Origin of the sequence: Alkalihalobacterium chitinilyticum (assembly GCF_029028005.1) — a bacterium.
GTDB classification, from domain to species: Bacteria; Bacillota; Bacilli; order Bacillales; family Bacillaceae_F; genus Alkalihalobacterium; species Alkalihalobacterium chitinilyticum.
In genome coordinates this window covers 21,093-40,716 of record NZ_JAOTPO010000022.1, presented here as the reverse complement: position 1 = coordinate 40,716, position 19,624 = coordinate 21,093, and the positions used below count along the sequence as shown (strand labels likewise).

Sequence of the window (19,624 nt, the reverse complement as noted above, 5' to 3'; positions counted from 1 at the left end):
AATATTTCTTCAATTACTATTTGTAAGTTTTGGAATATTGACATTTTATCGACTAGATTTAATTATTTAAACTTTTTGTGTCAATTGCTGGATGCAACGCTTTTGTAATATGATTCATGTATAATGATGATGAAGTTACGGAAAGCATAATCATTTAAGTTTTTTTAAAGGTGGTTACCACATTGAACCATGTAAAAAGGTATTATAAAACAGAAATTCCATTTGAAGATCGAACGATTGTGATTGAAGGTCCAATTAGCGGTTCTGAAATTGAAAAATTAGATTTTCACCCCGGCTTAACAGCTTTTAGAATTCCAGAACAACAAAAAAAAGCTTTAGTTGGAATTGCAGATTTGCCAGAGGGTAGAATTAATATTGCAAGAGATGGAAATCAAATTATCGGGTATGTAACATTTGTTTATCCTGATCCTTTAGAGCGCTGGTCAGAAGGAAACATGGAGAACTTAATAGAATTAGGTGCAATTGAAGTTGCCAGGGAGTACCGCGGTATACAAATAGGAAAAAATCTGCTCAGATTATCTGTAATGGATGATGCAATGGAAGACTACATTTTAATAACGACTGAATACTATTGGCATTGGGATTTAAAAGGAAGCGGATTATCGGTTTGGGACTACCGCAAAGTCATGGAAAAGATGATGAATGCCGGCGGGCTCGTTTGGTATGCTACCGATGACCCTGAAATAAGTTCACACCCAGCAAATTGCCTCATGGTTCGTATCGGCAGTCGTGTAGATACCGAGTCGATTGAAAGGTTTGACCGTTTACGTTTTAAAAATCGCTTTATGTACTAATAGTAAAAATGTAAAGAAGTTATAGTATGTGTTCAAAAAGAAGGACAAAAAGAGCCAAGAAAATCGAGGAAGCGTAGTCTCCGAGCATAAAGCTGGTTGCTCCGTAAGCATAATCGTCGCACGCCGGAAAAGTGTTCTTCTTTTCCAAGGAGCGGAACGTATGGTGTTAATACGTGAGGAGTGGAGGAGCAAGCTGACGAGCTACCACAGGATGTGGTGACTTCGACGTTCCCACAGGACGTGGGGCTCTTAGTCGAAGATCTTCTATTGACAGCTATTTTTCCCGGACTTATTGAACATCCTCTTATAGTATTTTTGTTTCCAATGAAAGGGTGCTTACAAATGATCGTAGAAGAAATTATGAGCAAAGACATTACCACCTTAAAGACCACAGCAACCATTCAAGATGCAATTGAGATCATGAATAAAAATCGAATCCGTCATATTCCAGTTGTAGATGATGAAATGCATATCCTTGGAATTGTAACTAATCGCGATATTCGTGATGCCAGTCCATCTATTTTTCATGCAGATGAACATAAAGAAGACTTTTTAAAACCGGTAACTGAAATTATGACAACCAATGTAATTACGGCCCATCGACTAGATTTCGTTGCTGAAGTTTCTGCTATTTTTTACGAGCATAACATCGGCTGCCTACCTATTACTGAAGAAGATAAACTAGTTGGGATTATTACAGAGACCGATATTCTGCACACATTGGTCGAATTAATGGGAGCACATCAACCTAGTTCGCAAATTGATGTTCTAGTTGAAAATATTACCGGAAAACTTGCGGATATCGCTTATATTTTCAAAGAAAGAAAAGTAAACATTACGAGTGTTCTCGTTTATCCGTATAATGATGATCCCAACTATAAAGTTTTAACGTTTCGTGTACAAACGATGGATCCAAGGGGGATTATTGAAGCAATCGAAAAAGAAGGCTATAAAGTGCTTTGGCCAAACATTCCAGGTATTGGCCTATGAATAAAGATGTAGCATTTATTTATTCCGAAGATCAACTTTCCTATAAGTTTAGTAAAGATCATCCCTTTAATCATTTAAGATTAAATCTCGTATACGATATGTTAAAAAAATTAAATGCTATTGATGATAATCAAATTGTTAAGCCAAGAATGGCAACCGACGAAGAAATTGCTCTTATTCATGATAAGGCTTATATCGATGCTGTTAAAGCAGCCGGTAAAGGTGAATTAAGCATTGGGATTGCCAACAATTATGGTCTTGGGACTGAAGATACTCCAATGTTTGAAAATATGCACGAAGCAGCTTGCCTTCTCGTCGGTGGAACACTCACCGCTTGTGATCTCGTTATGGAAAATAAAGTGAAACATGCGATGAATCTAGGCGGTGGTCTTCACCACGGATTTCGCGGAAAGGCATCAGGATTTTGTATTTATAATGACAGTTCGATTGCAATTGAGTATATGAAACAGAAGTACGGCGCGAGAGTGCTTTACGTTGATACGGATGCTCATCATGGCGATGGTGTTCAATGGGCATTTTATGATGACCGCGATGTGTGTACTTTTTCTATTCACGAAACAGGCCGATACTTATTTCCCGGAACAGGCCATGTAAGTGAAAAAGGACAAGGTGAAGGTTACGGCTTTTCTATTAATATACCATTAGATGCGTTTACTGAAGATGAATCGTTTATGAAAGCCTATGAAACTGCTTTTCGTGAAGTAATCGAGTTTTTTAAGCCTGATGTCATTATTACTCAAAACGGTGCAGATGCTCATTATTATGATCCATTAACTCACCTATGTTCGACAATTGAGACCTACCGCTTTATCCCTAAGCTAGCTCATGAGTTAGCCCACGAGTATTGTGATGGGCGCTGGATTGCCGTAGGTGGCGGTGGTTATGACATTTGGAGAGTCGTACCGCGTGCTTGGTCAATGGTTTGGTTAGAAATGACAAACCAACTTCACTTAGCGCAAGGCCCACTCCCTCAAGCATGGCTGGATCAATGGAAAGACCAAGCTCCTGTAAGTTTAATTACAACTTGGGAAGACCCTGAAAACCTATATCCAGAGATCCCAAGAAAACCTGAGATTATAGAAAAAAATCAAAAAACAGTAGAAAAAGCGCTCTATCATATACGCCGAGAAATGAAAACGCAATCATGATAGAAAAGCGGAAGGCGCCTGCTGATCGGCGACAAGCGCTGGAGGGCCAGCAATTAGTGTCTCGCTCTTTAGACACGTTTGATGGACCGAAGCGACCTCTCGAGCCGATGGCGCCTGGAGCTGGACAGTAGAAAAGCGGAAGCGACCGGTTTGCGACGTAAGGACTGGAGCCCTCCGGGTGAAAAGCGAAAAATAACAGGTTGAGGCAAATCCTCACCTGTTATTTTTGAGTGATGTAAACATGGACATTCTTTCTCTTACTCCATATGCTCTAACATGGCCTTAACGATGAAATTCGATTGTTTGGCTGCTACCTCCACAAATTCGTTAAAGCTCATCTTGGCTTCGCCATTTGCTTTATCAGAAATCGAACGAATAATGACATAAGGAATGTCATTTAACATCGCAGCTTGAGCAACAGCCGAACCTTCCATTTCAACACAAGCTCCTGAAAATGTATCTTGAAGCTCCTGAACGAGTTGCTGACTCGCAATAAACTGATCTCCACTTAATACGCGTCCTTTAACAACTTGTATATTTAACTGTTCCGACGCTTTCGTTGCTAACTCAATGAGTGAGGCATCTGCAGGAAAATCAGACGTATGTTCAAACATTGGGATTTCTCCACGTTTGAACCCTAATGGACTAGCATCAATGTCGTGCTGAAGTGCACTCGTTGATATTACAATGTCACCAACATTTAAGTTCGGATCAAGGGCTCCAGCTACACCTGTGAAGACAATCTTTGCCGTCTTAAAATGATCAATTAAGATTTGTGTCGTCAGTGCAGCGTTCACTTTCCCTACTCCTGATTTACAAAGAACAATTTTATGCTTCCCCATCGTTCCCGAATAGAAAGTAATTCTTGCAATTTTCCTTTCACTCTCAATATCCATTTCTTCTCTCATCAGTTCAATTTCCTCATTCATTGCACCAATAATTCCAATGACCATACATAAGCCCTCCAACTCTAATCGCTCTCATTAGTATAATGACTGTGGTTAAAGACGGTTTAATTTCACCCGTTCATTTAGTGATAACCTATACGAATATGCTTATTATATATTAGTTTCACTTGATTTATCAGTCATACTTTCGATAAGATTTTCATAAAAAACAAAAAAGGCGACCGATTGGCCAGCCTTAAAATGTATCTTCAACGTCATAAGCAGGGTCAGAGATTACAATAACGACCCGACGATTCGTTTGTAAGTTCTCAACTGTTGTATTAGGCATAACTGGACGTGTATCACCATAACCAGTTGCTATAAAACGGTTGGGCTCAAGATTGTGATTGTCTACAAGGTATCGAATAACGCTGCTAGCGCGAGCACCAGATAACTCCCAATTGGAAGGATAACGAAACGTTGAAATCGGTCTAGAATCGGTATGACCTTCAACCTTGACCATATTTGGAATAGCCACTAACAATGTGCCGACTTTGTCCAAAAATGGTTTAGCATCTGCCAGCACATCCGCTTCAGCCGTGGCAAATAACGTTCGCTCTTGTAAGACGAGTACGACCCCGCGATCATCACGAGTTGCTGATATTAGTTCGGTTAGTTCATTCGTCTCCAGGAATTCTTGTACTTCTTCTAGAAGTTCGTCCATATTGACATCTTGTTCCTCACCAAATTTCCCTTCATCAAAAGGATCTTTTCGCTGTTCGCCTCTTTCTTCTCTCGGTGTCTCAAATTCAATTGCTGACGGAAGGAAATCTAGAACTTGCCGCTGTTGAAACGAATCTGCAATCGCCCTGAACTTTTCTGCATCAACTACAGACATTGAAAATAATAGAATAAAGAATACTAGAATAAGAGTCATTAAATCCGAAAAAGTGACCATCCATTTTGGAGCACCTTTCTCTTCTTTAGGACGTCTACGATTCAACATTTAAATCACTCGTCTCTTCGTTGACATTTACTTTTTTACCTTTTGGAATAAAGGCACTTAATTTCTCTTCTAAAATTTTCGGATTTTGACCTGATTGAACACCAATGACACCTTCAACGATAATTTGTTTCACAAACACTTCTTCTTCAGTCTTATTTTCTAATTTGGACGCAATTGGTAAGAACACTAAGTTAGCTAAAACCGTTCCATATAAGGTCGTTAAAAGTGCGACAGCCATATTAGGTCCGAGCGTGGATGGATCATTTAAATTTTGCAACATAAGAACAAGACCTATTAAAGTACCAATCATTCCCCAAGCAGGAGCATACTCTCCCATTTTTACAATGATTGCTCTTCCTTTGCGGTGCCGTTCTTCCATGGCAACTACTTCAGCCATCATAATGTCCTTAATAACATCAGGTTCAATACCGTCAACTGCAAGTAACACCCCTTTTTTAATAAAAGGGTCCTCCACTTCCTCTAATCCAGCTTCTAGCGCTAGTAACCCTTCCCGCCTTGCTTTTCCTGATAAGTCAACAAATGTGTCGATTAACTTATTTAAATCATGTTCTTCATGACGAAAAGCCTCCATAAATACTTTAGGCAGTAATTTCACGTCCGCTATCGTAAAATTGATAACCGTAGCAGCGATTGTCCCTCCAAAAACGATTAAGATTGAGGCAATTTGGATGAAAAATACAACTCCAGATGGACCAGAATTCGAGAAAATTGCTAATAATAGTACTGAAATTCCTACAAAAATACCTATAACCGTTAAAATATCAAACTTCTTCATAATCCTCTCCCTGACTATGTCCACCTACCACTTAAGTCTAAGTGTTCGAGAGTTAACTTTCCTTTTGAACGGTAGAATTTCGAAACTCTATCCGATGTGGCAGGACGACAATATGGTCTGTAACTTCTTCTTTGTTCATAAATTTTGTTAATAACCGCATCGATACTGCCCCGATATCATACATAGGTTGTACAACTGTCGTTAACGTTGGGCGAACCATTGTTGCTAAACGAGTGTTGTCAAAACCAATGACTTCAAAGTCTTTTGGAACTTCATAGCCTCTATCTTGAGCGCCGTGAATGATACCCAGTGCCATTTCATCCGTTGATGCAAAGATAGCAGTCGGTTTTTCTTCCATCTCTAAGAAGCTCTGCATCGCTTCAATTCCGGAGTCATAAGTGTAATCACCAATTTTAATCATGTCTTCGTTAAAAGTTAAACCAGCTTCTTCAATTGCTTGACGATAGCCTGCAAATTTTTGATAGCCATTTACTGGGTCTTCAAGCGGTCCTGATAACATTCCAACTTTTTTATGGCCTTCTGATAGTAAATGATTAATTGCATCATAAACAGCTTGTTGATAATCGATGACAACAGATGGAATCGTTTTTTCAGAGTCTAAAGTTGCTGCTAGTACAACAGGTACTGGAGAATTTTTAAATTGTGCAGCATGCTCGTCTGTAATTTGTCCACCCATGAAGACAATACCGTCCACTTGCTTTTCTAACAACGTATTAATCAGTCGAATTTCCTTTTCTTTGTTTTGATCTGAATTACATAAAATAATGTTATATTTATACATTGTCGCAATATCTTCAATACCACGAGCTAACTCTGCAAAGAAAATACTTGAAATATCAGGAATGATTACGCCTACTGTTGTTGTTTTCTTACTAGCTAACCCTCTAGCTACAGCATTCGGTCGGTAACCGAGTTGTTCAATTGCTTCCAGTACTTTTTTTCTTGTTGCGGGCTTTACATTTGGGTTCCCATTGACAACACGAGAAACGGTTGCCATAGATACGCCTGCTTCTCTTGCTACATCATAAATCGTTGTATTCACGATGATCCTCCTCTATATTAAATACCTATTTAAAATTGGTTTAATTGTATAGTTATCATACGATACATTAAGGAGGTTCCGCAATCTGTTTACAGTACTTATATCGACAACATTTTAATCATTTTTGAGCATAGATTTTAAATTTCCTGATTTTATGTAAAAAAATGTCGATAAGACTCCTTAATGAACATAAACTTTCATATAATTAGCAATTTCCTTAACACTTATTTCCTATACTCTTTTATTTAGGCGACAAAAAGAGACTGTCCCAAAAGGTCCGGCTCTCGAAGTTAGATATAGTGCAAGCTGATACTCCACTATATCGGTGAGATGCCTGACTCTTCATTTTGAGACAGTCTCAAATTATTTTTAATTAAAATTTGTATAATCCAGATTCTCTAAGATTGCTTACAAATTCGTTAAATTGACCGATATCCATTTGTTGTGCTGAGTCAGAAAGTGCTACCGCAGGATCTGGATGTACTTCTGCCATTACCGCATCAGCACCAATTGCTAGTGCAGCTTTTGCCGTTGGAAGTAAAAGATCTCTGCGTCCTGTAGAGTGAGTTACATCAACTAGGACTGGTAAGTGTGTTTCCTGTTTTAAAATTGGAACTGCTGAAATATCAAGCGTGTTACGGGTTGCTTTTTCGTAAGTACGAATACCACGCTCACAAAGCATGATGTTGCCATTACCTTTAGAAATGATATATTCTGCCGCATTGATGAACTCTTCAATAGTAGCTGAAAGTCCTCTCTTCAGTAGAACTGGCTTATTAACAGATCCTGCTGCTTTTAATAATTCAAAGTTATGCATGTTACGTGCACCAATCTGAATAACATCGATGTATTCAACGGCAACTTCGATATCTTCAGGTCGAACAATTTCACTAATAACAGCCATGTCGTACTCATCAGCGACACGTTTTAAGATTTGTAAGCCTTCAAGTCCTAACCCTTGGAAATCATATGGAGATGTACGTGGCTTAAATGCTCCACCACGTAATAATTTCATGCCTTGCTCTTTCATTGCTTTAGCTACTGCAGCAACTTGCTCATAGCTCTCAACAGCACATGGTCCCATTACAAGACGTTGTTGTCCATCACCAATAAGTTCTCCTTTAAGATTAATCACTGTATCTTCAGGATGTTTTTTACGAGAAACAAGTAGAGCTTTTCTATTATCATCTTCCTGTAATTCCAAACCTGCTTTAAAAATTTGTTTGAATAGATGTTGTAATGTAGATGTTTCAAACGGCCCATTATTATTTTCAGCTATTAAATTAAGCATCTTTCGCTCACGAACCGGATCAAATCGATTTACACCTTGCTTATTTTTTACTTTACCGATTTCTTGAACTAAGCGGGCACGCTCATTAATTAGCTCCAATAGCTGTAAATTAACCTCATCTAACTTGTCTCTCAACGTATCTAATTGCTCGTTACTCATCTCTCCCACTCCTTATTGTTTGTTTCAAAGTTTTAAGAAATATGGTACATTTCTAATGATTAGGGATTATTATAAACGATATTTTCCTATATGTCACGACTTTTTTCTTTATTGATTAAACGCTTTTAAGCACTAAAGTAAAATTCATTATTTCTATAAAATAATATTCTGTTATTTATAGCTTATGAAATATATCTTAAGAAGGTGTTACATATGAACACAATTGAACATTCGCCTGTATTTGCTCTAGACATTGGAACTCGTTCTGTTGTTGGTCTTCTTTTACAGCAGCAAAAAAATCATTATGAAGTAATTGATGTTATTTCAGAAGAACATAAAGAGCGTTCAATGCTAGACGGTCAAATCCATAATGTCTTGTCCGTTTCTGAATTAATCCTAGAAATTAAAACCGTTCTCGAAGAAAAGCACGGAAAGTTAACTAAAGTTTGTGTGGCTGCTGCTGGACGATCGTTAAAAACGAAGCGAGCTAAGGTTGATATAAATATTTCTGGAAAAAACTTAGTCAATCAAGATGATATCCTGCATTTAGAATTAAGTGCTGTTCAACAAGCACAATTTCACCTAGCGAATGATTTTCAAGATCAGGAAAGCTTTAATTACTACTGTGTCGGCTACTCCGTTCTGGACTATCGACTAGATGGAGAAAAAATCGGCAGCCTTCTCGATCAATCAGGCCATACGGCAACAGTCGAAGTGATTGCAACATTTTTACCGAAAGTGGTTGTTGAGTCTTTGATAGCTGCTCTCCAACGCAGTGGTTTAGAACTAGAAGCTTTAACGCTAGAACCGATTGCTGCCATAAATGTCCTCATACCTCCATCGATGCGCAGGTTAAATGTAGCACTCGTTGATATTGGGGCCGGAACATCTGATATTGCCATTACAGATGAAGGAACAGTAACAGCTTACGGAATGGTGCCTGTTGCTGGTGACGAAGTAACGGAAGCGATTAGTGACCACTTTCTATTAGATTTCCCTGATGCCGAGCTTATTAAAAGGCAATTATCAGAAAAAGACGAAGTGACTCTTACCGATATTCTCGGCTTTGAAACGACATACCCTAAGGATGAAGTAATAACAGCTATCGAAGGCACAATTAAAGAGTTAGCCAGTGCCATTACAGCTCAAATCCTTGAACTCAATGGTAAATCCCCAAAAGCAGTGATGCTCGTTGGTGGAGGAAGTATGACACCTTCTCTAACAAAATATATCGCTCAAGCTTTACAGTTGCCTGATAACCGAGTTGCAATACGTGGAATCGATGCGATTAAAACATTGGCATCTACGGAAGGTATTAAGGAAGGCCCTGAACTAGTGACGCCGATTGGTATTGCAATTGCAGCAAAGGAAAATCCTATCGAATATATTAGTATTATCGTGAATGATCGGACCATTCGTGTTTTCGATGTAAAAAAATTAACGGTCGGCGACGCTCTCCTTGCAGCAGGAGTAGAAATCTCGAAACTTTACGGAAGACCCGGGAGTGCAATGATGATTAATGTAAATGAGCAGCTAGTCACAATTCCTGGTTTCCACGGGGACCCGCCGACCATATTAAAAAATGGAGAAAAGACATCACTTGACGCTCCTCTTGAACCGAATGATACGATTACTACTGAAAGAGGAAAAGACGGTGCTCCTGCCTCAGCAAAAGTAGGGGATATTGTGGAAGAGATACCCGCACTTCAAATCACGGTGAATAATGAGTTCAAAACGGTTTCAGCACTCGTTTTGAAAAACGGCAATCCAGCAGACATTGGAGAGTCACTTCACGAACGAGACCAACTTGTCATTCAGTTGCCAAAGACCGTAAAAGATGTTCTAAGCTCTCTTCAATTTACAGATGAGGTAGTTGCTCTAACGCCGTTCTTTGTTTATGTAGACGAGAAGAAAATCATCGTACCACAAAAGCATACACTTACTTTGAATGGGCGTGAAGCGACAATTGACTCTTCCATTAAAAATGGTGACACGCTAGTCTTTCATATTGTTAAAAAGGCTTCTCTTCCTACAACAAAAGAGTTATTACAAGCTTTAAACGTTCCAACACAACAAACCATTTCTGTTTTTTATAATGGAAACCCTGTACAGATGACTAAACCTTCTGTTCAAATTTCTCGTGGAGGCCAAACAATTGAAGAAGGAGCATCACTTGTACTCGGTGAAACTTTATCATTATCTAAGGTTGACAATGAACCGTTTATCTTTCAAGATTTATTCCGATATGTAGATGTGGATCTTTCTCCTCAACCTCTTCAACGTGTTTTAGTTGCACGAAACGGTAAAGAAGCGTCCTTTAGTGAGACCATCTACAGTGGTGATAAATTAGAAATTCGTTTAGTTCCCATGAATACTGTAGAAAACCAGGAGTCTTAGCAACTGTTAAACAGGATAAAAGCGTAAAAGAAGTGCAACACTGGGTTGCACTTCTTTTTTCATTAAATCTTATCCCATTCGGCTTTTAATGCAGCAGCCGTCACATTCCAATGCGAGGCATTCCAAACAACTTTTCCCTCTGAAAATAATAAAGCTTGAGGCGATTCATGCTTGACTTCAAATCGATCTGCAATGTCATTGGACAGCGGCCTTGCTTCTTGAACATTTAAGTAAAAGAATGCTCCATCCGTTTCTTCTGCAAACTTTGAGAATTCCTTATAGCCTTCATGACTTACAGGACAAGTCGTACTGTTTTTTAGTAAGAATAACTTACTATGCTCGCTTAATAATGCTGTAAACTCTTCGGTTGTATTTACTTTCTGCATCTCTAATTACTCCTTTTTATGCTTGGTCAACTGTTTCTTTACGCTTTTCTGTTTCTTCAGTAATCGTATTGTGTAAGTTTTGCACTTCTTGTTGAATATTTTCTTGCAAGTTTTCCGCACTTTCTTGAACTTGATCGGATACATCTGCTACTAAATCTTCAGGAGAGCTTTGAGCATCTGCTACATCCGATTTGATATTTTTTGTAACTTCTTTTACTTTATCCACCACTTGAGACGACTGTTCTGAGACTGTTTTTGCAAGGTTTGAGGATTTTTCTTTTGCAACTGTTGCCCACTCATTTCCTCTCTCATACGCTGTATTCGTAAGTTTAGTCGTTTTCTCTTTAGCTAATTGAGCTTGTTCATTAATATTCGTTCTAAGCTCTTTTCCTGACTTTGGTGCAAGGAGAAGCGCCGCTGAAGCACCTACAATTCCTCCAATTAATGAACCAATTAAAAAGTCCTTTGTATTCATGTCTCTGTCTCCCATATCAAATTCCTCCTTTTATGAATTAACATCGTTTGGATGGTGTTGCTTCTTTTCTTTCCACTTCGAATATAAATCAATGGCTGCATTACCCCATTGTACAACTTGGGCCACTTGTGCCGATTGCTGCTCTGACTGCCTTGCAACTTCGTTTGAGACTCTTTTTAATGAGTTATTTACCGTCTGCACGGATTCACCGAGGTCTTTAACCGAGTCAAACATCGTATTAAGAGACTGAGACTTTACATGAATGTCATCAGCAAGACGATTGGTCTTCTGAAGCAAATGTTCCGTCTCTCTCGTAACTCCTTGTAATTGCTTTTCTAAACTGCTAACAGTATCTGCTACATTATTTAATGTTTTCGTTGCTGACTTTAAGGTTTGAACAAGATATAGAACTAAAATTAGAAATGCTAATGCTACAACTGCTGCACTTATGTATACGATAATCATCGTTATTCTCCACCTCCCTACATCATGCTATTTACCCACTTAGAAGCATTTTTAAACGGAGACTTGGTAATTACTTCTACAAATAATATATTAATCCTTCAATTATTTAGGTATTTTCTATTTGATTGTGTCCATTCTTTTAACTAATGACCCGTTAATCAATGAAGCTTATTATGTTTCTTCAGCTATAAAATTAACAAATACAACCATCTAATTTGCATCAGTATCATTTACTATTGATCCAACGACTGCTATTATATTAGCTATTAAACGTTTCAATCAGAAATTTAAACTTAGGAGGATTACAACTATGAGAGATCCAAGAATAACTACATTAGCGAAAAATCTAATTAATTACTCGGTTCGTCTTCAAAAAGGCGAGAAGATCTTAATAGAAAATTTCGGTCTGCAAAAAGAACTAGTCAATGCTCTCGTTCAAGAAGCATACGCTGCAGGAGGGGTGCCTTTCGTTACATTAAAGGACCACCAAGTAGACCGTGCCCTTTTGATGAATGCGACTGAGGAACAACAGGCTCTTACAGCACAGTTTGAAGCGAACGTGATGAAGGAAATGGATGCCTATATCGGGTTACGTGCAGGAAATAACATCTCAGAGTTAAGTGACGTTCCTTCTGATAAAATGGCATTACATAGTAAAACCGTAGGAACAAAAGTTCACCGTGAAATTCGTGTACCAAAAACAAAGTGGTGTGTGTTGCGTTACCCTTCCTCATCAATGGCTCAGTTGGCTAATATGAGTACAGAAAGCTTTGAGGATTTCTACTTTGATGTTTGTAACTTAGATTACGGTAAAATGGACAAAGCAATGGATGCTCTTGTAGAGTTAATGAACAAAACCGATAAAGTTCAAATTAAAGGACCAGGAACAGATTTAACGTTCTCTATTAAAGACATTCCAGCTGTAAAATGTGCTGGGAATATGAACATCCCTGATGGCGAAGTATATACAGCACCAGTTCGAGATTCAGTCAATGGTACAATCTCATATAACACTCCATCTCCTTATCAAAGTTTTACGTTTGAAAATGTTGAATTTACGTTCAAAGATGGAAAAATTATCGAGGCCACTTCAAATGATACAGACAGAATTAATAAGATTCTTGATACAGATGAAGGCGCTCGTTTCATTGGGGAATTTGCCATTGGAGTTAATCCATATATTCAACATCCGATGAAAGACATCCTTTTCGATGAGAAAATTGATGGAAGTTTCCACTTTACACCTGGGCAATGCTACGACGATGCCTTTAATGATAATCATTCAGCTGTCCACTGGGACTTAGTTATGATCCAGCGTCCTGAATATGGTGGTGGCGAAATTTACTTTGATGATGTACTCATTCGTAAAGATGGCCGGTTTGTCATTCCAGAATTAGATGCTCTCAATCCAGAAAACCTTAAATAATCTCTAAACACCTTTCTAAGGTAAAACCTAAAATAACAGGAGCTAATTCTTGAAATTGAATTAGCTCCTTCCTTTATTTTTCGAACTTATTTAAGTTGGTCTTCATACGCTTTTTGAAACTTTTGGATGTCACCTGCACCCATAAATAATAAAACTCCATTGTCGTGACTTCTCAATTTTTCCACTTCGGTTTCATCGATCACTTCACTATTAGGAATTAATTCCTTAAGATCATTAATCGTTAAACTCCCTTGATCTTCCCGAGCCGAACCAAAAATATCACATAAGTAAACCTTATCAGCTTCATTAAGACTATCAGCAAATTCATTTAAAAATGCTTTCGTTCGCGTAAACGTATGCGGTTGGAACACAGCAACGATTTCCTTATCCTCATACTTTCTTCTCGATGCATCAATTGTAGCCGTGATCTCAGTCGGGTGATGAGCATAGTCATCAATTAACACTTGGTTATTATAAAATGTCTCGCTGAATCTACGCTTCACGCCTTGGAACGTTGCCAGGTGCTCAATAAGTACATCTACTGGTACATTTTCATAATGACATAACGCTATTACAGCTAATGCGTTCAGTACATTGTGCTTGCCATAGCCTGGGATCGTGAATGTACCATAAAAGTTATTTCTAACAAAAACATCAAAGGAAAGGCCAGATTCTGTGACTTGAATATTACGGCCTTGGAAGTCATTATGTTCTCCAAACCCGTAAAAGACGATAGGAACGTTGGCATGAATTTCTTGTAAATATGGATCGTCACCACATGCAACAATCGCCTTATTCACTTGCATAGCCATTTCTTCGAATGCCGCACATACATCTTCAACATCCTTAAAATAATCCGGATGATCAAAATCAATATTTGTCATAATACAGTAATCCGGCGTATAGTTTAGAAAATGTCTGCGATACTCACATGCTTCAAACACAAAATACTTACTGTCTAAAGCACCTTTTCCAGTTCCATCACCAATTAAAAAAGACGTTGGATAGGCCTCACCAAGAACATGCGCTAACAGGCCAGTAGTCGACGTTTTTCCGTGAGCGCCAGTGACAGCAATATTTGTAAACTTTTTAATAAATTCGCCTAAAAACGTCGGATATGGATATACATCTAGTCCCATCTCTTTGGCACGTTGAATTTCAACATGATCGTCTTTGTAGGCTGCTGATGCAATAATGACCTGATTGTCCTCAATATTATCAGCATCAAAAGGTAATATCTTAATGCCTTTGTCTTCTAAAGGTTTTTGTGTAAAAAACACTTTTTCTACATCTGAACCTTGCACCGTATAATTCATATCGTGCATAACTTGAGCCAATGCACTCATTCCCGAACCTTTAATTCCAATAAAATGGTAAACAGTCATTGACTGAACCTCCAAATAAATGATATATCTTCTCCAGTAAAAAGCGCTCTTACTACTTATGTATGAAAATTCCGCTAAATTGGGGAATAAATATTTTCAATTAGGATACGCCATACAAAGATTTATTATAACAGAAACCAGTGTTTATAAAAACAACAAATAGGAGGACCACAAAAAAATAGGTAAATGACCACATTATCTTCCCCATCAAAAAATATATGCCTATTTTTTTAGAAAAGACCTGTCACTTTCGACAGGTCCTTTGAACTCGGAACGCCCTCGTCAGCGATGACAAGCTAATATTCCAAGTAGATTTTTACTATTCAACAAGTTCTAGGTTAGGGTTTTCTCGGTATCTTCTGCCTGCTTTTGCTTGATCTTTTCCATTGAGCATGACGTTATCCCCAGTAAAACCAATGTTAATTTTTAATAAACTACTTCCAACACCGTAAATATCAACTGGCACATTTAAATCTTCATATTCTGCAATGCGTTCAGCAGTAAATCCACCAGTAGCAATGATCTTTACATGGTTAAAGCCTTCATCATCGAGTGCTTGACGAAGGGCAAAAATGAGTTCCGGATTAGCGCCGCGCGGGTCAAACGACCCCATCACCTTAGGGTTGCGACAAAAGTACTGATCAACCATCGTTCGTGAAGTGTCAACGCGAACCCCTTTTAATTCCTCACCGAACTCTCTCGCTACTCGCAGTGAGTCCGTTATGACATCATTGTTATAATCAACAAGTGCCATTATATCATCTTCTGGAAACGTCTCTTTATAGGCACGAGTCGCAGCGACTACATCCCCTTCGAATAGTTGAATTAAGGCATGTGGCATTGTACCCATCCCTTTTTTACCCCACCATTCGTGCATGGCATGCGTTGCTTGGGCCTTCGATCCACCAATATAAGCCGCATAACCATCCCCTGATTGTTGGGTAAAGTGATCATCTCGATCCCCCATAAAGATCACTGGTTTTTGCGGGCCGGATTTTCTCGCTGATTTTACGACATTATAGACGTTAGTTGCTACTGACGTTCTTCGCGCAAAAATTCCATCGATAATTCCCTCTAAGTAGCCAAAGTTTTGATAAGGACCTGTAATCGTTAATACCGTTTCAAATGGTTTGATTTTATCTCCATCTTTTAGAGAGTAGATTTCAAGACTGTCAGGATCTTTTGCAAAAGTCTTGATTAATGCAATAACCTCATCCGTTCCGCATAGCACGGCATTGTTTTTTTGAAAGAACTGCATCGTAACGATATTATTCGGTTTATGTTTTTCGACGATTTCACGAGTTTTCAAGAAATAAACGGCAGAAAACCAGCCTTCTCTTACTCGCTCATCAAATTTAAATGTTTTGTTAGTAAGTCGTTTTATTTTCCCTTGTAACTTGAGTTCGATTTCTTTCATTTGTTAATCTCCTTGGGTCTTTTCCTGTTAAAAGCATTTATAGATAAACTTCCCTAGATTAAAGGATCTCATCCATACAGGACCGTATTTTCTTATCTTTATGTAGATACAACTCCTAGCGCCTTGTCGCGTTTGCTTCCTATTGGTTAGGAACATCCGTTCACTGAAATTTGATGAAACTGCATGTTGTGTTCTGCATTAAGCGGACACACAGGCCGTTATTTCAGCGGAAATGTCAATATTACACACCTTAGCGGACTCAGAAGCCGTTATTTACTAATATTCGTACTGTATTTTATTGAATTTAGCCAAATAGGAGCCTCTGAGTCCGCTAATTACTAAAATGAGGTGGTTTTAGGCAAAATAGCGTCCTCTCAGTCCGTTAAAATAAAAACACGTGGTTAATTACATTTTAAGACGTGTCTTCTCTAGAGGGGTTTCCAATCCCTCGCTGATATGCAGTCGTCTTCCGATTTTCTCTTATCATAAAAAACCTGTTGAAAGATGACAACTTTTAGTCGGTTGAAGAAGATAGAACGTTCTCTTCAAATTCAGTTACTGACATCAAAATGTTTCTCGGTTTACTTCCCATTGCTTCTGAGACAATGCCTTTTGCCTCCATCATATCGATTAACCTAGCTGCACGATTATATCCGACTCGAAAACGTCTTTGTAGACTAGAGGCTGAAGCACCATCTTGTTCAATGGCAAAATAACATGCTTCTTCAAATAAATCGTCTTCCTGTCCTTCAATTTCTTGAACTTTATTCAAATGCTCATTCTCAATTAAATAGTGAGGCTTCCTTTGTTTTTTTACAAATTCAATGACTCTTTCAATCTCTTCATCTGATACAAAAGTTCCTTGAACTCGGACCGGCTTCGCTGTCCCGTTTTCATGAAAAAGCATATCACCCTTTCCAAGCAGGCGTTCCGCACCGTTCATATCAATAATTGTCCGTGAGTCGACTTGTGACGAAACTGAAAAAGCAATACGTGTTGGAATATTCGCTTTAATTAACCCTGTAATAACATCAACTGAAGGACGCTGTGTCGCCAGTAAAAGGTGAATACCACAAGCTCTTGCTTTTTGAGCAATCCGACAAATCGCTTCTTCAACATCTTGTGGAGAAACCATCATCAAATCTGCCAACTCATCAATAACGACAACAATATACGGTAATGCTGGCTTAGCAGGCTCTTCTGAATATAAGTCATTGTATCTGCCAATATCGCGAACACCTTGCTGAGAGAACAATTCATACCTTCGTTCCATTTCAGCAACAACCCACTTTAAGGCTGCTGTTGCTTGTTTGGCATCGGTAATAACCGGTGTCACTAGATGAGGCAATTCGTTGTAAGGAGCTAATTCGACCATTTTAGGATCAACAAGCAGCAGTTTTACTTGATCTGGTGTTGCTTTATATAAAAGACTAACAAGGATTGAGTTAATGCACACACTTTTCCCGGAACCAGTTGCACCTGCTACTAAACCGTGTGGCATTTTCGCTAAATTCGTTACAATCGGGTGGCCTGAAATATCTAGTCCTAATGCTACCGTAAGAGCTGAACCTTTCTGGAACTCTCCTCGTCGTAAGATTTCACGTAAAAATACAGGATCACTCTTCATATTAGGCACTTCAATTCCGATCGCATGTTTCCCTGGAATCGGTGCTTCCATTCGAATATCTTTTGCAGCTAAACATAGTTTTATGTCATCTGTTAAACTCGTAATCTTGCTAACCTTTACTCCAGGTGCCGGTTGAATTTCAAACCTTGTCACTGAAGGGCCCTTCGTTACATGGATCACCTTTGCTGACACATTAAAGTTTTGTAGAGTTGATTCTAAAATCTCACCTTGTTCATTTAACCAATCCGTGCTTTCCTCTTCTTGACGAGGAGGAATATTAAGCATTTGAATAGGCGGAAATTGATACGTCAGCTTTTCATTTTCTTCACCGGCAGCTTTTCGCTGCTTGTCCATCCGGTCTTGCGGCAACATGAGAACGTTAAACGGTATCGTTTGTGCAGAAGGTTGAGTTATGGCTTCTCTTTCCCTGTTCGGTACAGTACGTTTTTCAGATAGTTCACTACGTTTCGTTTCTTCCTTGGTCTTTTCTTGATGTAAGTAACCGACACTTTCTTCTGCTGCCTTTATTTCTTGAGGATCAGTGCTTGCTGGTGCTGGTTTTACTTCTTGCTCTTGGCGGTACTCTTCATGCTGTGATTCTACTTCTGGCTCTTGTTCGTACTCCGCGTTCGGCGATTCTACCTCTTGTGTTTGGCGGTATGCTTCATTCGGCACTTCTACTTCTGGCTCTTGGCTGTACTCCGCATTCGGCGCTTCTACTTCTGGCTCTTGGCTGTACTCCGCATTCGGCACTTCTACTTCTGGCTCTTGGCGGTACTCCGCATTCGGCACTTCTACTTCTGGCTCTTGGCGGTACTCCGCATTCGGCACTTCTACTTCTGGCTCTTGGCGGTACTCCGCATTCGGCGATTCTACTTCTTGTTCTTGGCTGTACTCCGCATTCGGCGATTCTACTTTTGGCTCTTGGCGGTACTCTTCATTCCGCTCCTCTACTTCTGGCTCAAGGCGGTACTCTTCATTCGGCACTTCTACTTCTGGCTCAAGGCGGTACTCTCCATTCGAAGTTTCTACTTCTCGCTGATCTGCCTCATTACTTTCTTCGGCCATATTTCGTTTGTTTTGATAAGTAAAACTCGGATACTGTTGCTCACGCGTACTAGAATACGAGTTTTTAACTTCTAGATCTACATTGGATGGTTTGAAGTTCGAGATATCTTTGAGGAGTGTAACATCTGGAGTATCTATTACATCTTCTGTTGTCACAGCAACCTCACGTTCCATATCGGCATAGTTATCTTCTTTACTATTAAGCCAAACATTGATCTCACTTGATTTCGGCAGGCTATCTTTTTTAGGGACATGTCCAACATCAATTTTTTCATTTACTGGGTTATCCTTTTTTTCTTCGCGCTTTTTAAAGCCGTAAATAGGAGAAGGAATGTATGTTGGCTTAAAGTTACTGTTTGAGAATAACTCACGTTTATTTTCGCTCGAACTTTTATATTCTTCACGTGAGCCGTTATAGGTAGAAACCACTCTTGTTTTTACTTGGGGTTGCTGTGACTCTTTTTTCTCTACCTTCCTCTCTGTTATTTTCTTAGTATTAAATTGATGGTTTTCCTTGGTGGTTGTTTTTGTTTCATCTTCTATTACTGGAAACCGGAACTTTCCTTGTTTCGGGTATTGATGAACGACTCTCATCTCAGAAGACCGGTCGTCTGCTTCTAATCTGCCGTATTGAGGCTTTCGTTTGTCTGGCTCCACCGTGTATGTCTCTTCTTTACCCAAAAACCACTCCTGGATTTTGCGTAACCATTTTTTATGTTTGGAAACCATTATTTCACCTACTTTATTTAAGGTAATACTTATCAAAACAAAATATTTTGGTAGTCTTTTCATTTTAACGTAA

General features: G+C 38.9%; 17 protein-coding genes. 6 read left to right on the top strand and 11 right to left on the bottom strand.

Annotated features, from left to right (window positions below; genetic code table 11):
• Positions 1 to 182: 182 nt before the first annotated feature.
• From N7Z68_RS21255 to N7Z68_RS21240, 4 genes are all read left to right on the top strand, one after another.
• A complete protein-coding gene (locus N7Z68_RS21255) occupies positions 183 to 815 on the top strand; it encodes a GNAT family N-acetyltransferase (RefSeq protein WP_275120478.1) in 633 nt (210 codons plus the stop codon).
• A gap of 342 nt (positions 816 to 1,157) precedes the next feature.
• Positions 1,158 to 1,805, top strand: coding sequence for an acetoin utilization AcuB family protein (locus N7Z68_RS21250; protein ID WP_275120477.1), 648 nt, complete (start codon positions 1,158 to 1,160; stop codon positions 1,803 to 1,805).
• On the top strand, positions 1,802 to 2,974 hold the full coding sequence (locus N7Z68_RS21245; RefSeq protein WP_275120476.1) for an acetoin utilization protein AcuC: 1,173 nt from the start codon (positions 1,802 to 1,804) through the stop codon (positions 2,972 to 2,974). Before N7Z68_RS21250 ends, N7Z68_RS21245 begins: the two co-directional genes overlap by 4 nt.
• A complete protein-coding gene (locus N7Z68_RS21240; protein WP_275120475.1) occupies positions 2,971 to 3,105 on the top strand; it encodes a hypothetical protein in 135 nt (44 codons plus the stop codon). Before N7Z68_RS21245 ends, N7Z68_RS21240 begins: the two co-directional genes overlap by 4 nt.
• Positions 3,106 to 3,231: 126 nt before the next feature.
• Here the strand turns inward: N7Z68_RS21240 and N7Z68_RS21235 are convergent, their stop codons facing one another.
• The 5 genes from N7Z68_RS21235 to N7Z68_RS21215 form a co-directional block, all read right to left on the bottom strand.
• Positions 3,232 to 3,927 (bottom strand): 5'-methylthioadenosine/adenosylhomocysteine nucleosidase, encoded by a 696-nt coding sequence (locus tag N7Z68_RS21235; RefSeq protein ID WP_275120474.1) that lies wholly within the window; start codon positions 3,925 to 3,927, stop codon positions 3,232 to 3,234.
• A gap of 190 nt (positions 3,928 to 4,117) precedes the next feature.
• A complete protein-coding gene (gene motS / locus N7Z68_RS21230) occupies positions 4,118 to 4,864 on the bottom strand; it encodes a flagellar motor protein MotS (RefSeq protein ID WP_373323205.1) in 747 nt (248 codons plus the stop codon).
• Complete coding sequence (motP, locus tag N7Z68_RS21225) at positions 4,854 to 5,663, bottom strand: flagellar motor protein MotP (protein WP_275120472.1); 810 nt, start codon at positions 5,661 to 5,663, stop codon at positions 4,854 to 4,856. The genes motS and motP overlap by 11 nt, the downstream gene beginning before the upstream one ends.
• Before the next feature lie 52 nt (positions 5,664 to 5,715).
• Complete coding sequence (gene ccpA, locus N7Z68_RS21220; protein WP_275120471.1) at positions 5,716 to 6,726, bottom strand: catabolite control protein A; 1,011 nt, start codon at positions 6,724 to 6,726, stop codon at positions 5,716 to 5,718.
• 373 nt (positions 6,727 to 7,099) lie between these two features.
• A complete protein-coding gene (locus N7Z68_RS21215; RefSeq protein ID WP_275120470.1) occupies positions 7,100 to 8,176 on the bottom strand; it encodes a bifunctional 3-deoxy-7-phosphoheptulonate synthase/chorismate mutase in 1,077 nt (358 codons plus the stop codon).
• A 213-nt stretch (positions 8,177 to 8,389) separates the two neighbouring features.
• Here N7Z68_RS21215 and N7Z68_RS21210 point away from each other — a divergent pair, with 213 nt between their 5' ends.
• A complete protein-coding gene (locus N7Z68_RS21210; RefSeq protein WP_275120469.1) occupies positions 8,390 to 10,573 on the top strand; it encodes a cell division protein FtsA in 2,184 nt (727 codons plus the stop codon).
• A gap of 62 nt (positions 10,574 to 10,635) precedes the next feature.
• Here N7Z68_RS21210 and ytxJ read toward each other — a convergent pair whose 3' ends face one another.
• The 3 genes from ytxJ to N7Z68_RS21195 are packed head-to-tail and all read right to left on the bottom strand — an operon-like array spanning position 10,636 to position 11,899.
• Positions 10,636 to 10,959, bottom strand: a complete 324-nt coding sequence (gene ytxJ / locus N7Z68_RS21205) for a bacillithiol system redox-active protein YtxJ (RefSeq protein ID WP_275120468.1) — start codon at positions 10,957 to 10,959, stop codon at positions 10,636 to 10,638.
• Between the two features lie 16 nt (positions 10,960 to 10,975).
• Positions 10,976 to 11,449: a YtxH domain-containing protein gene (locus N7Z68_RS21200; RefSeq protein ID WP_275120467.1), complete on the bottom strand. Its 474-nt coding sequence runs from the start codon at positions 11,447 to 11,449 to the stop codon at positions 10,976 to 10,978.
• A gap of 15 nt (positions 11,450 to 11,464) precedes the next feature.
• Entirely contained in the window at positions 11,465 to 11,899 is a 435-nt protein-coding gene (locus tag N7Z68_RS21195; RefSeq protein WP_275120466.1) for a DUF948 domain-containing protein, read from the bottom strand.
• A gap of 310 nt (positions 11,900 to 12,209) precedes the next feature.
• Between N7Z68_RS21195 and N7Z68_RS21190 the strand changes: the two genes are divergently transcribed.
• Entirely contained in the window at positions 12,210 to 13,325 is a 1,116-nt protein-coding gene (locus N7Z68_RS21190; protein WP_275120465.1) for an aminopeptidase, read from the top strand.
• 86 nt (positions 13,326 to 13,411) lie between these two features.
• Here N7Z68_RS21190 and murC read toward each other — a convergent pair whose 3' ends face one another.
• The 3 genes from murC to N7Z68_RS21175 all read right to left on the bottom strand — a co-directional run bounded on the left by murC (position 13,412) and on the right by N7Z68_RS21175 (position 19,503).
• Positions 13,412 to 14,710 carry a UDP-N-acetylmuramate--L-alanine ligase gene (murC, locus tag N7Z68_RS21185; protein ID WP_275120464.1) on the bottom strand — a complete coding sequence of 433 codons (1,299 nt, stop codon included), beginning with the start codon at positions 14,708 to 14,710 and terminating at the stop codon, positions 13,412 to 13,414.
• Positions 14,711 to 15,029: 319 nt separating this feature from the next.
• Positions 15,030 to 16,127 (bottom strand): nicotinate phosphoribosyltransferase, encoded by a 1,098-nt coding sequence (locus tag N7Z68_RS21180; protein WP_275120463.1) that lies wholly within the window; start codon positions 16,125 to 16,127, stop codon positions 15,030 to 15,032.
• 514 nt (positions 16,128 to 16,641) lie between these two features.
• Complete coding sequence (locus N7Z68_RS21175) at positions 16,642 to 19,503, bottom strand: DNA translocase FtsK (RefSeq protein WP_308447237.1); 2,862 nt, start codon at positions 19,501 to 19,503, stop codon at positions 16,642 to 16,644.
• Between the last annotated feature and the right edge of the window lie 121 nt (positions 19,504 to 19,624).